We start from the raw sequence: 13,064 nt of genomic DNA on the forward strand, positions 1-13,064 counted from the left end.
CCTCACATTCCGATCATGTCGAAGGTCTCGAAGGAGATCTCGAGGTCGAGATCGTCCCCGTCGTCGGGCAGTGCGATCTGGACCGATCCGAGCGCGGCGTCGTAGTACCAGCCGCTGTCGTGGCCCTCGAAGTCGGCGGCCTCCGGACGGTGCTCGAGGCTCCGTCCGTTCGCCCGGACGTGCAGCGGGGCGCGCTCGGGATGGATGACGTCGAACCGGAACGCCTGCACGGCGCTGCGGTAGGGGCCGGAGCGCTCGAGGGTGATGCGCACGGTGGAGCCGGAGGTCATGGTCACGACGCTCTCGCGGCGCTGGCCGCGTTCGTGCGCTCGGGTGCGGCCGTCGTCCTCGTGCAGGACGAACCGTCCGTCCCGCTCGGGGGCGCAGATCAGCCGCAGGGTCCGGATCTCGTCGCGCACCAGCGAGGTCGGCTGCTCGACAGCGATCGGGATGATGCCGCCGGCGCGGATGTACAGCGGGATCGAGTCCCAGCCCACCGGCTCCGTGACCGTCGTGCCTCCCTCGTGCCGCGTCCGGGTGGCGAGGTCGTAGAACGCCTCGTCGGCCGGGAAGCGGACCGTGCGGGTGGTGGCGCCCTTCTCGAGCACCGTGGCCACCAGGAGGGAGTCGCCCAGCATGAAGGTGTCGGTGGTGTCGTAGCCCTCGACGTCGTGCTGGAACGCACTGATCAGCGGCTCCATGATCGGGGCGCCCTCGCGGGAGGCGCGGACCATCAGCGAGTACAGGTAGGGCATCAGCCGGTAGCGCAGGTTGATCGCCTCGCGGATCGGCCCGGTGGTCTCGGGGTACATCCACGGCTCGGTGACGGTGTTGTCGGAGTTCACGGAGTGGATGGAGAAGCGGGGCTGGAAGATGCCGTGCTGGACCCAGCGCAGCAGCAGCTCCGGCTCGGGCCGGGGCCCGTGGAAACCACCGATGTCGCACCCCTGGTTGGCGACGCCGGACAGGCTCATGCCCAGGATGGTGGCGATATTGGCGCGCAGGGTCTCCCAGGAGGTCGAGTTGTCCCCGGCCCAGGTCTGGGCGTAGCGCTGGATCCCGGCGTGCCCGGCGCGACAGACGATGTAGGGGCGCTGGTCGGGGTGGGCCTCGGTGATGGCGTCCTGGGTGACGCGGCACATGAGGTTGGCCATCACGTTGCGCACCTCGGCGAGTGTGCTCGGGGCGCCGTCCCCGTCGACCTCGGAGTCCATGTCGAGCACGCCTTCGTACTCGCAATTGTCGTTCCAGACCGAGGCGGTGCCCTGGGCGAGCACGGAGTCCGTCAGCCACTGCTTCCAGGCGTCCCGGGCTCGCGGGGAGGTGAAGTCGACGAAGTGTCCCGGTCCGCCCCACCAGGCGCCGACCGCGGGCGGGCGCGGGGCGTCGGGGTCCGCCTCTCCCCCGCCGGTCACGGACAGCGCGGGGGCGGTGGTCGCGGCCTGGCCCAGGGCGTCGTCGCTGGCCCCGACGAACACGTCGCGCTCGGCGAACTCGGCGCGCCGCGGGTGGACCGTGAGCACGCCGGGCTTCACGTTCGGGGAGACGACGACGCCGCGCTCGTCCATGGCGGAGAAGAAGCCGGCGGGATCGGGGAAGCGCTCCTGGTTCCAGGTGAACACGCAGCGCTTGGCGCCGTCGGCCGTCTGCTGGGTGGTGTAGCCGCTGGAGAGCTGGAAGCCGTCCACCGGGATCCCGTGCTCACCGGCGAGATCGACGAACCGGGTGATGGCCCGGTCGCTGCCGGAGGTCAGCTCGGCGTAGTACATGGAAGAGGCGAGATAGCCCAGTGCCTGGCGGGGCAGCACGGGCGGACGTCCGGTGAGCTCGGTGTACCGGGCCACGACATCGCGGATCTGCGGGCCGGCGATGAGGAACAGATCGACGTCGCCGCCGTCGGCGATCATCTGGGTGTGGTGGGGGAAGTAGTTGCTGTGCGAGCGGCCCAGGTCGAAGGAGACGTCGCGGGCGCCGTGGTAGAAGTACCCGACCGCCTGGCGGGAATCGCGATTGACCTTGAGGTAGAACGGGATGTGCTTGTACAGCGGTGCGCTGCGTCGGGCGTCGTAGCCGAGACTGTCGCGCGGGCTGAGGGAGACCAGCTGCTTGGCCTTGTCGAGCTCGCCCGTGGTCTCGCCGAAGCCGACGAAGGCGTCGCCCGGTTCGAGCCGGCTGGTGTGGATCCGGCGGTGGTTGGTGTCCTCGCGGTAGCCGATGTAGGGCACATCGGCGTGCAGCACGCTGCCGTCGGCGTCCAGCACGCGGATCTCCAGCGGGGAGCGGCGCACCTCGACGCGCAGCCGGGGGCCGATGAGCACGGCCGTCCCGTCCGTCTCCTCCAGCTGCACGGGGACCGGGGCGATGCGCGTGCGCTCCTCCCCCAGCACCGGATCGAGGCGGTCCTGCCAGGCGGTGGTGGTGAGGCTGTAGGACTGCTCGGCGAAGTCCCCGTCGAAGCCCGCGCGGATCCGCACGATGTCCGGGGTCATCATGAGCAGCCGGATCTCGACGCCTTCGGTGACCACACGGAGCACACCGTTCCCGTCCAGCTCGACCCGCTGCACCTGGGTGCTCGTGCGCATGGCTCGTCCTCCATCGGAATCGTCGGGCAGTGCCGGGCCGCGTCGTCGATGCTGTCCACGTCGTTGCGGGTGCGTCAGTGCAGATCGATGCGCGCGGCTATGGCGTCCGACGCCAGCCTAGGCGGGGAGATCACCCCGTTCTCCACGGATCGTGATCATGACCGGCCCGAATTTGACCGATCGTGCTGCGTGCGCGGGGCGCTCAGGAGCTGACGCGTGCCGCCCATGCGGGAGCGGCGCGCAGCAGGGCCTCGAGCGAGGGTTCGTCGAGCAGCGTGGACCGCTCCGGCTGGCTCGAGGGATCGACGCGCCCCGCCTGCACGTCGTGCGAGGCGCCGGTGTGCGCGATCAGGGTGAAGCCGGCGGCGTCGGCGTCGGTATGGCCCAGCCGGTGCCAGATCTCCAGCAGCTGGTCGAGCTCACGCGCCATGCTCCCGCCGGCGCGCGGGTCGACGACGAGCTCGAAGCGGCACCCGGCATCGTGCGCCTCGGCCAGGCCCTCCCACAGCCTGCGCCCCGAGGCCGTGTCCAGGGACGGCAGCTGGCGAGGCGCGAAGGCCATCCGGCGTGCGCCGGCCTCGCGAGCGGCGCGCAGGAGACCATGGTCCGCGCCGACGCCGATCGTGACCGACTCCGCGTCCAGCCCGCCCTCCTCGAGGGCGGTGAGGAGGCAGCGCCACAGCACACCGATCTCGGGCGCTGGGACGGCGGGGTACCGGCTGCGGCCCGACGGGGTGCTGATGAGCCCGGCGGAGACGGCCGCCACGGCGTCCTCCCGCAGCAGCAGGTGCGGCTGCGCGCCCGGCACCCGCTCGCGGAGCAGATCGAGGTGGTCGGTGACGCCCTCGGCGAGCAGCATCGGCAGGTCGCGCACGGCGCCGGGGTCGGCGAGGGTGCGCTCCCCCGACGGCAGGAAGGTGGCGCCGGCCAGGGTGGCCGGGCCCAGCGCCGTCGTCGACAGCGGCCCCTCGTACCCCAGCAGCGCGACGCGGGCGGCATCGAGGGTGCGCTCGCGCAGCTCCCGGGCGTGCTGCCAGGCTCGGCCCACGCCCGGACCGAGCCGCCATCCGTAGCTGACCAGGTCTCCCGTGGTCTCGGCGAGCAGCGCGAGGGTCGCGGGCAGCAGATGATCCGTGTCATCGGTGCCGAGCGCTGAGGGGAGGTAGGGCCGGGCGGCGATCTGCTCCTCGAGATCGTCACCGAGCAGGGCCCGGATCCGCATCAGCGCCGCGAGATGAGGGTCCTCGGGCACGTCGTACCGGGCGGCGTCGGCGGCCGCAGGTGCCCGGAAGGTGCCGTCCCCGGTGAGGGTGACCAGGTGGCTCATGCGCGGCGCTCGAGGGTGGCGGCGGCGAGGACGCGATCCTCGTCGTACAGCACCAGGGTCTGGCCGGGGGCCACGCCGCGGATCGGGGTCTCGAGCTGCACGCGCAGGCTGGAGTCCTGACCGCCCGCCGGCGCCTCGAGGATCGTCGCCGGGGTGGCCTCGCCGTGGGCGCGGATCTGTGCGGTGACCCGGCGGCCCACCTCCAGCGGCTCGAAGGAGACCACGTCACCGGCGATCAGTTCGCGGGTGGAGAGCAGCTCGGCGGCACCGACCACGACCTGGCGCGAGGTGGGGTCGATGTCGACGACGTAGCGCGGCGCACCGTCGGGCGCGGGATGTTCGATGCCCAGGCCCTTGCGCTGGCCGATGGTGAATCCGTGGGTGCCCCGGTGGGAGCCGACCACGGCGCCGGCCTCGTCGAGGATCTCCCCGGGGGCCTCGCCGAGATTGCGCTCGAGGAAACCGCGGGTGTCCCCGTCGGCGACGAAGCAGATGTCGTAGCTGTCGGGCTTGGTCGAGACGCCGAGGCCGCGTGCCCTGGCTTCGGCGCGCACCTCCTCCTTCGTCTCGAACTCGCCGAGCGGGAAGACGGAGCGGCGGACGGCCTCGGGCCCCATGACCGCCAGGACGTAGGACTGGTCCTTGTCCATGTTCCGCGAACGGTGCAGCGAGGGGGCGCCATCGGGCCCGTCGGCGCGGATGGAGGCGTAGTGACCGGTGCAGACGGCGTCGAAGCCGAGCAGCGTCGCGCGCTCCATGAGGGAGGCGAACTTGATGCGCTCGTTGCAGCGCACGCAGGGGTTGGGGGTGCGGCCGGCGGCGTACTCGGACAGGAAGTCCTCGACCACGAGATCGTGGAAGTCGTCGGAGAGGTCCCAGACGTAATACGGGATGCCGATGCGGTCGGCCGCACGACGGGCATCGGAGGCGTCCTCGACGGTGCAGCAGCCGCGCGAGCCGGTGCGGCTCTGGTCGCGGTTCTTCGACAGCGCCATGTGCACGCCGACGACCTCGTGCCCGGCGTCCGCGGCTCGGGCCGCGGCCACTGCCGAATCGACGCCGCCGCTCATCGCTGCCAGCACCTTCATGCCGCTTCCACCTCCTGGGTCACCGTCCGCCTCCACTGGGCCACCATCCGCCTGTGCACCCTGTCGAGTGTACGGATCGTGAAGGTCCCCGGACCGGCCGGCGAGCGTGATGTCAGCCGCCTCGCGCGTGCGATCGCTCTCCCCTCGTGCTCCCTTCGTGGCCGGCGCCCCGCACTCCGGCGCCGGGCGGCGCCCGTGCCCTACGCCGGGTGAGGTCCGTGCCCGGCGCCGGGCGGCGGCGCACGCCGATTCGGATGGCCGCTTTCGTGGATCGACCTGTTGCGCACCGCTCGCGTTCCTGTGGGGCCCTGGCACGGCGCAGCAATGGCTCCAGCACAGCAATATCTCCAGCACAGCAATGCCCCTGTGGACGTCACGCCACCGCCAATACCGACCCCTCCACATTGACCCCTTATCCACAATCTTCTTTGCGGTGTTGCAGGGACGTCTTTTCCGTGAGCGGAACACGGTGCCGCGCCTCCGCAAGTGCCATTCGCGGACGGTTCCGCGCCAGCGACCTCGGGCTGCGGCAGCAGAGCGCAGCGGGATCCGACGCCCGGGAATCACCGTCGTTGCACACCCGGACACCGCCACCTTTCCTCCCCACCGCATCTTCGTCCACATTTTTGCTCCGAGGAACCAGAATCGTTGACTATTTCGTTCTGGCGTTCGATACTGGAGCCATGACCCACCACACGGATGATCACGAGCAGACGGCCGATGCGGCCGGCCGGCCCGTCATCCGCGCGGGCGCCGGCGCCACGACGGTGGGAGCGTACGACCTCGAGGGCGTCACCGATGCCCTCGGCCGGGTCGGATCGCTGGGCTCCGACTCCCTGTCACCCGGCAACGACTCGGCGCTCGACGCCGAGTCGTTGCTCGATCTCCTGGACCGTCTCCGGTCGCTGACGACAGCTGTCGCCGCGGTGGAGATCCGTGCGACTGATGCACTGGCGGCAGCGGTGAGCCGGGACGCCCATGGTTCGGGCGAGGAGTCCGAGTCGACGGATCGTGTCTCGACCCGCGAGGTCTCCGTGGTCTCGCGCATCTCGCCGTCCGCGGCATCTCGTCGGATGAAGGCTTCTCGGCGCCTGGTCCGGAACCTGCCAGGCGTGCTGTCTGCTCTGGCCGAGGGCGATATCGACGCCGAGAAGGCCTATGCCGCCGGGCAGGCTGTCGCGCCCCTGGATCCGACGCAGAGGGGTGAGGTCGATCAGGCGCTCACGGCACGGCTCGGCGAGCTCGCCGGCGCGGGGCAGCGGCAGTGGCGTCGCGAGATCGAGGCGATCACCCAGCTCGTGGACGCCGACGGCGAGGAGCGGCGACACGAGGTCGCGCGGCGCCACCGGAATGTCACCCTGCGCGCTCGCGAGAACGGGATGGCCACGCTGGCCATCACGACCACTGCGCTCGATGCCTCCGCCGCCCGTGCCCGTCTCAGCCTCGAGGGCGAGAAGCTCCGCGCCGCCGGGGACACCCGGGGCCACAGCGCGATCATGGCGGATACCGCGGCGGACGCACTGGTCGGCCGCAGCGACGGGGTCGATCCGGTGAAGCTCGACATCGGCGTGATCATCACCGATCGCGCCCTGTTCTGCCCGCAGAATTCCGAGCCGGCTCTCATCGAGGGCTACGGCGCCGTACCGGTCTCACAGGTCAGCGCGTCCCTACGCCGGGCGACCCAAGAGTCGGATAGCGACGCGGGCGATCCAGACGTCGACGGTCCGGATGCGGGCGGCGCGCACGTGGACGGTGCGCAGCGCGCGAAAGACGCGGCGCTCCGCGCCACGCTGCGCCGCCTCTACACCCATCCCACCAGTGGCGAGCTGGTCGCCGTCGAGTCGCGTGCGCGAGCGTTTCCCCACGGCCTCTCGCGCTTCCTGCGATGGCGGTCGATGACCTGTTCGGGTCCGTTCTGCAACGCCGAGATCCGCCACGATGACCACATCCAGCCGCACAGCAGAGACGGCGCGACCAGCCTCGATAACGGCAATGGACTGTGCGCGCGGTGCAACGACAAGGAGAACCAGCAGCTCACCGCTCGGCCGACGGGCTCGGCCGTCGGCGACGGTCGCCATCGCGTGCGGTGGCGGACCCGGTACGGTTCGACCGTCGACGTCACCCCCACTCCGAGCGAGCTGGCGGCGCTGCTCCCCCACCGCCCCGGCCCGCTGAGCAGCGGTGGTACCCGTGGCACCGAGGACCCCGGCGTTGCTGCCGACGCTACCGAGGCCGGGCAGACCGGGCAGACCGGGCAGGCCGACGGGCCAGCGTCGCCGGAACGTCCTGACCGAGCGTCTCGGTGTCCGCACCGATGCCCGGAACACCGCGGCACCGGGACGCCCACCGAGATCACGGCCGTCCACCTGCACAACGTGCAGCTTCGGCTCCGGCACAGCACACGGGACCACCGCCGCCACGAGACGTGGGACCGCGTCCCGCTCCGCAATCCGGGACAGTCCCCGCAGTTCTGACGTGCCGAGCCGGGGGAACTCACGACCCGACCGAGAGAGCTCAGCCGAGCAGCGCTCCCACCGCGCGGGCCTTCTCCAGTGATTCCGGCAGCGCACTGAGAAGCACGTCGATGTCATGATCCGTGCTGGTCCATCCCAGCGACAACCGCAGCGCGCCGCGGGTCTGGGGGCCCGTGAAGCCCATCGCCGCGAGGACGGGGCTCGCCTGAGTGACCCCCGCCGAGCAGGCCGATCCGGCCGAGGAGTCCACCCCGCGCTCATCCAGCAGGAAGAGCAGCGAATCCGAATCGGCCCCCGGGAACACGACATGAAGGATATGGGGCGACGTCGGGGAGTCCTCCGGCAGGGTGAACCGCGCGCTGGGATCGATCTCGCGGATGCCGGCTCGGAGCCTGTCGGCCAGCGCCTGCACGCGCCGGCCCTCTCGGTCCCGTTCCGCCAGGGTCTCGCGCAGGGCTGCCGCGAATGCCGAGGCCTGCGCCGCGTCCAGCGTTCCCGAGCGCACCCCGCGCTGCTGGCCGCCGCCGGTGCTGGCGACGCCGAACGGCACCTCCGGCTTCGCCACCAGCACCCCTACGCCCACGGGCGCCCCGATCTTGTGACCGGACAGCGACATCAGGTCGACGTCCTCGAAAGACGGCAGCTGGACGTGGCCCGCGCCCTGGACCGCGTCGGTATGGACCAGGGTCCCGTGGGGTCGCGCCGCTGCGGCGAGCGCAGCGATGTCCTGACGTGCCCCGGTCTCGTTGTTCACCAGCGCCGCGCTGACCACGCTCACAGCGCCGTCGGCCAGAGTCTCGCTCACCGACCCCGGACGCAGCAGGCCCCGCGCATCGACATCGAGCACACGCGCCTGGACCGGCGGCGTCAGCGACGCCAGCGATCTCGCCGTGGCGACCACCGCGGGATGGTCGGTCGCAGCCACGGCCACGGCCGTGCGAGCCGGTTCCTTCGCCATCACGCCGAGCGGTACCGAGCGGATCGCCAGGTTGTCGGCCTCGGTGCCTCCCGAGGTCATGATCAGCCAGCTGCGGGGAACCCCGAGCAGCCCCGCGATGGTCTCGAGGGCCTCGTCCAGCACAGCGCGGGCGCGGCGTCCCGAGGAGTGCACCGAGGACGGATTGCCACGCACCGTCGAAGCCTCCAGGAAGGCGTCGCGCGCGACCGGCCGCAGCACGGTGGTCGCCGCATGGTCGAGGTATGCGCGCTCGTCGGGGTCGCTCACCATGGCTTCGCCGGATCCTGCTCCGATCCGCTGGGCTCGTCCTCGCCCTCGCCGCCCTGGGCGTCCTTGTTGCGCTCCTCGAGCTCGTCGTCCTTCTCCTGCTGCTCCCCGTCGCCCTCGGTGGGAGCCTCCTCCTCAGGGCCGTCCCCTTCGGGATCCTCCCGGCTCGGGTCGCCCGGGGGCGGCGGTTCGCCACCGCCGGGCTCCTCGCCCTCGCCCTCGCTGCCTCCTTCGGAGCCGCGCTCGTCGGGGTCGTTGCCGGCCTCCTCGTCGGCCTCGCGGCGCTTCTCCTCGACCCGTTCGCCGTTCTCCTCGGTGGTCTCGGACTCCTCGTTCCCGGAGCCGCCGCCCTGGCCGCCCTGGCCCTCGCCGTCGCCGCCACCGCCGCCACCACCGCAGGCGGCGAGCATCTCCTCGGCCTCGTACAGGCGATCGGCGCGGGCCTGGGGATCCTCGATCTGGTCTGCCTGGCGCTCGATGGCGATCGAGAGGTTGTTGATGATCTTGCACTGGGCGTGCATGGGCGCGTTGAGGTCGCTCGAGCTCTCCCATTCCTCCAGCGCGGTGCGCAGCTCCTCCTCGGCAGCGGCGTCCTCGCCCTGCTGCAGCAGCACGGTCCCCTTGGACAGGTGCGGCAGATACGGCTCGAACCAGTTCAGGAACTCGACCGGCGCCAGCCGCTCGATGGCCACCGGGTACTCCTCGTCCCCGTACGCGGAGAGATGGGTGGCCTGCGTGATCGGCATGGAGATGAACTTCGCGGCCAACAGCGCCAGCAGCAGGATCGGCAGCGCCAGGATCGCGAACACGATCATCCGCGTCCGCCGGAGACGGCGCACGTTCAGCCCGAAGTCCTTCGGCCTGCCGCTGGTGTCCTGCGCCAGCGCAGGCGGCGGGCCCGCGGGCGCGGACTGCTCCGTGCGCGGCCTCTCCGCGATCGGTGTGCTCATCTCTGCGCTCCTGAGATGTCGTGACGATCCAGCTTGCGCGGAAGTCTGTAGGTCATCTCCCCCAGCTCCCAGATCAGCAGGGCTGCGAGCGGGATCGAGGCGATCCAGTACCAGTCATCGAAGCTCGCCACGTCGCGGGAGGACTCCATGGGGATCGGCCGCAGCGTGACATCGTCCATTGTGCCCTCGATCGGCGCCTCCGGATCATCCCGGTGCAGATACGGCACCCCCATCTCGCCGGCGATGGTCTGGAGCTGCTCCTCGTCGATCTTCGAGATCCCCCTCTGACCGCTGTCATCGGTGATGTACTCGCCGTCCTCGGGGCCGCCCTCGGCCTTCATCGGGCCACCCTCGGCAGTGCCGTACCCGAGCACTCCCCCGCCGTCGACGAACTGGGCGAGCGGACTGAACGACTCCGACTCCCGCTCGTCGGTGTTCTCCCCGTCGGAGAGGAAGTACACCAGGATCTGCGACTCCGGGTCCTCGCGCGCGGTCTCGGACAGCTCGACCTGCAGCTGCTCGAGAGGACGGTCCACATTGGAGCCCTTGGAGTACGCGGTGGGCTCCGTCGTCAGCGTGTCCACCCAGGCCCGAGCCGCACCGGCGTCGGTGGTCAGCGGCAGCTGCTGGGTGGCCGTCGAGTCGAAGGACATGATCGAGTACCGCGATCCCTCGGTCATGCCCATGATGCGGTTCATGTCGGCCTTGACGCCCTCGAGGCGCGGCTGGTCCCCGTTGTAGTCCTCGGCGTTCATGGAGCCGGTGCGGTCGACGACGAAGAACACGTTGGCGTTCATCCGCTCGGTCTGCTCGCTCTCCAGCGGGGTCACCGGTCGCAGCGCCACCACCAGCAGCAGCAGGACCATCAGCAGCCGGCGCATCCACGCCACGCGCTGCCGCGGGCGCCGGATCAGCAGCACGACGCAGAAGATCGTCATCGCGCCGAACAGCGGGATGCTCGCCCACAGCGGGATCAGGTGCTCCAGGCGCATCAGCGAGCCCTCCAGCCCAGCACCAGGATGCCGATCAGGGAGAGGAAGGTCAGCACGAACCCGAGGCCCGGGTGGTCCGTGCGCACGACTGTCGGCGAGGCCCCCATCGTCTCGGCCTGCGTCTTCTGGATCTCGTTGATGATCGAGGGGATCGCCTCCGGATCGGAGGATTCGTACAGCTCCCCGTCCTGATCCTCGGTGGCCGTCTTGAGCTCCTCGAAGCATTCGGGGCCGCACTCGTACGCCCCGGGGTAGAACGTGTAGAGGTCGATATCGCGCCCGGCGACGGCCTCGGTGGCCTCCTGGAGAGTGTAGATCGGCTCGCCGTTGACCTCGTTGTCGGTCGCGAAGATGATCGAGCGCGAGCGATCCTCCTCGGCCTGGTCGAACTCCATGCCGCAGGAGGCGAGGCCGTCCGGCACGATCGACGCCTGATCGGCGATGCCGCGGGTGCCCTCGACGAACTCCACGTACTGGCGGACCTTCTCATCGGAGTAGTCACGGGTACCCAGGCGATAGCCGAACTCGTCGAAGTCGATCGCCTCGGCGCCCTCCTCGAGCTCGCGCTTGATCAGGTCGTAGTCGTTGGTCAGCGGGAAGACGGTGCGGCTGGTCGAGTTGAAGATCGTCAGCGCCACCCGCTCGCCCTGGAAGTTGTCCACCATCTCGGCGAAGGTCTGCAGGATCTCGGTGTCGTACTCGTACATCGAGCCGGAGACGTCGAGGCACAGCACGATGTCGCGCGAGGAGAACTCGGGCGTCTCGATGCGCTCGGTGGCGATCCGCCCCGACAGCAGCGAGGCGGCGAGCACGCCGATCACGGCGATGCTCACCTGCAGCACCCGCACCGCGCGGGCCATGCGCTGGGCGCGCACGAAGCTGGGGATGCGGTCCATGTACCGCGAGTTGGCGACCAGGACGGGAGACTTGCGCATCGCGCGTCGGTTCCAGAACGTGATCGCCCAGACCGCCAGCGCGGCCAGCAGCAGCAGGGCGGTGACCCACCAGAAGATCATGACCATTGCCGGATCACCTCCCTCGCGCGGCGCACGGACTCACGCAGGTCGGCGTCCGAGGCCATCGCGAAATCGGGTTCGTACAGGTCCGCGATCAGGGTTCCCACCTCGCGGGTGCGCGGGTCCGCTCTCAGCGTGGTGATGTCCTGGCTGGTCACGTCGTGGCCCGTGGTGCGGCGCACGAAGCGTCGCATCACCCCGGTCAGCTCATGATGGCCTTCGCGAGCGCCCACGTCGCCGGCGTCGTGCCGATCCGCGATGTCGTTGACGGCGCGCAGGAACTCGGCCTTGAGGTTCTCCACGTCGCTGGGGCGCCGACGGAAGGCGATGCGCTTCTCGATGGCACGGGTGATCTTCAGGGTGCCCAGGACCAGCGCCGTGATCACCAGCAGGCACAGCACGGCCAGGATGATCCAGGCGACGGAGTACTGGGGCGGGTCGATGATCTCCGGCGGGGCGGGCTCGGCCAGCATCGGCGAGGCCAGCAGCAGGTCAGGCACGGGCATGGCGGTACTCCCTCGCCCGGAGCATGGCGATCATGTCCTCGACCACGGTGGTCTCGCCCTGGGTGAGGATGTGGCTGACGTGCAGCCGGTCCAGCATCTCCGTGATCCCGTCCCGCCGCGCCCGCCGGTACGCCTCGACGTCCCGCGCGACCCGCTTGGAGGTCCGCACCAGGGACGCCACCTCACGGGGATTGTCGACGTCGACCACGTCGTGGTCCAGGTCGGTGCGCTGCAACGGGTCGGCGTCGGCGACGCGGATGACCATCACGTCGTGCCGCGTGGTCAGGCGCCGCAGCAAGGTGAAGTCCTCCACCGAGGGTCGGGCCTCGTCGGTGATGATCGTCATCAGCGTCGAATGCTTGGTGACGCGGAAGGCCCGCTCCAGCAGCCAGGCGCTGTCCGGGGCCGACGAGGCGGTGGTGGTGCCCTGCTGGATGCTGCGCAGCAGCAGCTCGAGGTGGCCGTCGCTGGACCGGGAGGGCAGCTGGATCGGGCGGCGCTCGTCGCCCGCGACCAGTCCCGTCAGGTCCCCGTTCTTCTGCGCGAGGAAGCAGATCATTCCCGCGGCGAGGACCATCGCCTCCCGCTTGGAGGTGCCGTCGGCCGCGGTGGCGGCCATCGCGGAAGAGGTGTCGGCCACGATCGAGAGGTGGCGGACCCGCTCCTCGTTGAACTGCCGGATCAGGGGCTCACCGGAGCGGGCGGTGGCCTTCCAGTCGATGTCGGAGATCTTGTCCCCGGGCTGGTAGTACTTCAGGTCGTCGAAGTCCTCGCCGCTGCCCTTGAACAGGGAGCGTCCGCGGCCCTGGATGAGCCCGCGCGCCCGGTTCGAGGTGTGCAGGTCGACCCGGGCCTTGACCCGGGTCAGCAACGAGGTGGCCATCGAGTTCTCGCGCGCTCCGTC

10 protein-coding genes are annotated in these 13,064 nt (G+C 70.6%); 1 reads left to right on the top strand and 9 read right to left on the bottom strand.

The genetic code is table 11. From position 1 onward, the window contains the following. Nucleotides 1-2 precede the first annotated feature (2 nt). The 3 genes from ACFQS2_RS14110 to mnmA all read right to left on the bottom strand — a co-directional run bounded on the left by ACFQS2_RS14110 (nt 3) and on the right by mnmA (nt 4,997). Nucleotides 3-2,582, bottom strand: a complete 2,580-nt coding sequence (locus ACFQS2_RS14110) for a TIM-barrel domain-containing protein (RefSeq protein ID WP_377794142.1) — start codon at nt 2,580-2,582, stop codon at nt 3-5. A gap of 202 nt (nt 2,583-2,784) precedes the next feature. Then, nucleotides 2,785-3,909 (bottom strand): hypothetical protein, encoded by a 1,125-nt coding sequence (locus tag ACFQS2_RS14115; protein WP_377794143.1) that lies wholly within the window; start codon nt 3,907-3,909, stop codon nt 2,785-2,787. Continuing rightward, on the bottom strand, nt 3,906-4,997 hold the full coding sequence (gene mnmA, locus ACFQS2_RS14120) for a tRNA 2-thiouridine(34) synthase MnmA (RefSeq protein WP_377794144.1): 1,092 nt from the start codon (nt 4,995-4,997) through the stop codon (nt 3,906-3,908). The genes ACFQS2_RS14115 and mnmA overlap by 4 nt, the downstream gene beginning before the upstream one ends. A 683-nt stretch (nt 4,998-5,680) precedes the next feature. On the opposite strand from mnmA, the gene ACFQS2_RS14125 reads away from it, so the two are divergent. Next, nucleotides 5,681-7,471, top strand: a complete 1,791-nt coding sequence (locus ACFQS2_RS14125; protein WP_377794145.1) for a DUF222 domain-containing protein — start codon at nt 5,681-5,683, stop codon at nt 7,469-7,471. A 40-nt stretch (nt 7,472-7,511) separates the two neighbouring features. On the opposite strand, the gene ACFQS2_RS14130 is transcribed toward ACFQS2_RS14125, so the two are convergent. From ACFQS2_RS14130 to ACFQS2_RS14155, 6 genes are read right to left on the bottom strand one after another with little or no spacing between them, the layout of a single operon-like run. Then, nucleotides 7,512-8,699, bottom strand: a complete 1,188-nt coding sequence (locus ACFQS2_RS14130; protein ID WP_377794146.1) for a cysteine desulfurase family protein — start codon at nt 8,697-8,699, stop codon at nt 7,512-7,514. After that, entirely contained in the window at nt 8,693-9,646 is a 954-nt protein-coding gene (locus ACFQS2_RS14135; protein WP_377019800.1) for a hypothetical protein, read from the bottom strand. The genes ACFQS2_RS14130 and ACFQS2_RS14135 overlap by 7 nt, the downstream gene beginning before the upstream one ends. Further along, the gene (locus ACFQS2_RS14140) at nt 9,643-10,638 is read right to left on the bottom strand and encodes a VWA domain-containing protein (protein ID WP_377019799.1); all 996 of its coding nucleotides are present in this window, start codon (nt 10,636-10,638) and stop codon (nt 9,643-9,645) included. The genes ACFQS2_RS14135 and ACFQS2_RS14140 overlap by 4 nt, the downstream gene beginning before the upstream one ends. Continuing rightward, the gene (locus tag ACFQS2_RS14145; RefSeq protein WP_377019798.1) at nt 10,638-11,660 is read right to left on the bottom strand and encodes a VWA domain-containing protein; all 1,023 of its coding nucleotides are present in this window, start codon (nt 11,658-11,660) and stop codon (nt 10,638-10,640) included. The genes ACFQS2_RS14140 and ACFQS2_RS14145 overlap by 1 nt, the downstream gene beginning before the upstream one ends. Beyond that, nucleotides 11,651-12,160, bottom strand: coding sequence for a hypothetical protein (locus tag ACFQS2_RS14150; protein ID WP_377794147.1), 510 nt, complete (start codon nt 12,158-12,160; stop codon nt 11,651-11,653). The genes ACFQS2_RS14145 and ACFQS2_RS14150 overlap by 10 nt, the downstream gene beginning before the upstream one ends. Then, the gene (locus ACFQS2_RS14155) at nt 12,147-13,043 is read right to left on the bottom strand and encodes a DUF58 domain-containing protein (RefSeq protein WP_377794148.1); all 897 of its coding nucleotides are present in this window, start codon (nt 13,041-13,043) and stop codon (nt 12,147-12,149) included. Before ACFQS2_RS14155 ends, ACFQS2_RS14150 begins: the two co-directional genes overlap by 14 nt. Nucleotides 13,044-13,064 lie beyond the last annotated feature (21 nt).

Origin of the sequence: Brachybacterium sp. GCM10030267, assembly GCF_042666875.1 — a bacterium.
Taxonomy (GTDB): Bacteria; Actinomycetota; Actinomycetes; order Actinomycetales; family Dermabacteraceae; genus Brachybacterium.

Bases quoted from the DNA above. Each gene is read 5' to 3' on its own strand.
- ACFQS2_RS14110 (WP_377794142.1), bottom strand. From the start codon at position 2,582: ATGCGCACGAGCACCCAGGTGCAGCGGGTCGAGCTGGACGGGAACGGT.
- mnmA (WP_377794144.1), bottom strand. From the start codon at position 4,997: ATGAAGGTGCTGGCAGCGATGAGCGGCGGCGTCGATTCGGCAGTGGCC.
- ACFQS2_RS14115 (WP_377794143.1), bottom strand. From the start codon at position 3,909: ATGAGCCACCTGGTCACCCTCACCGGGGACGGCACCTTCCGGGCACCT.
- ACFQS2_RS14130 (WP_377794146.1), bottom strand. From the start codon at position 8,699: ATGGTGAGCGACCCCGACGAGCGCGCATACCTCGACCATGCGGCGACC.
- ACFQS2_RS14135 (WP_377019800.1), bottom strand. From the start codon at position 9,646: ATGAGCACACCGATCGCGGAGAGGCCGCGCACGGAGCAGTCCGCGCCC.
- ACFQS2_RS14155 (WP_377794148.1), bottom strand. From the start codon at position 13,043: ATGGCCACCTCGTTGCTGACCCGGGTCAAGGCCCGGGTCGACCTGCAC.
- ACFQS2_RS14125 (WP_377794145.1), top strand. From the start codon at position 5,681: ATGACCCACCACACGGATGATCACGAGCAGACGGCCGATGCGGCCGGC.
- ACFQS2_RS14150 (WP_377794147.1), bottom strand. From the start codon at position 12,160: ATGCCCGTGCCTGACCTGCTGCTGGCCTCGCCGATGCTGGCCGAGCCC.
- ACFQS2_RS14145 (WP_377019798.1), bottom strand. From the start codon at position 11,660: ATGGTCATGATCTTCTGGTGGGTCACCGCCCTGCTGCTGCTGGCCGCG.
- ACFQS2_RS14140 (WP_377019799.1), bottom strand. From the start codon at position 10,638: ATGCGCCTGGAGCACCTGATCCCGCTGTGGGCGAGCATCCCGCTGTTC.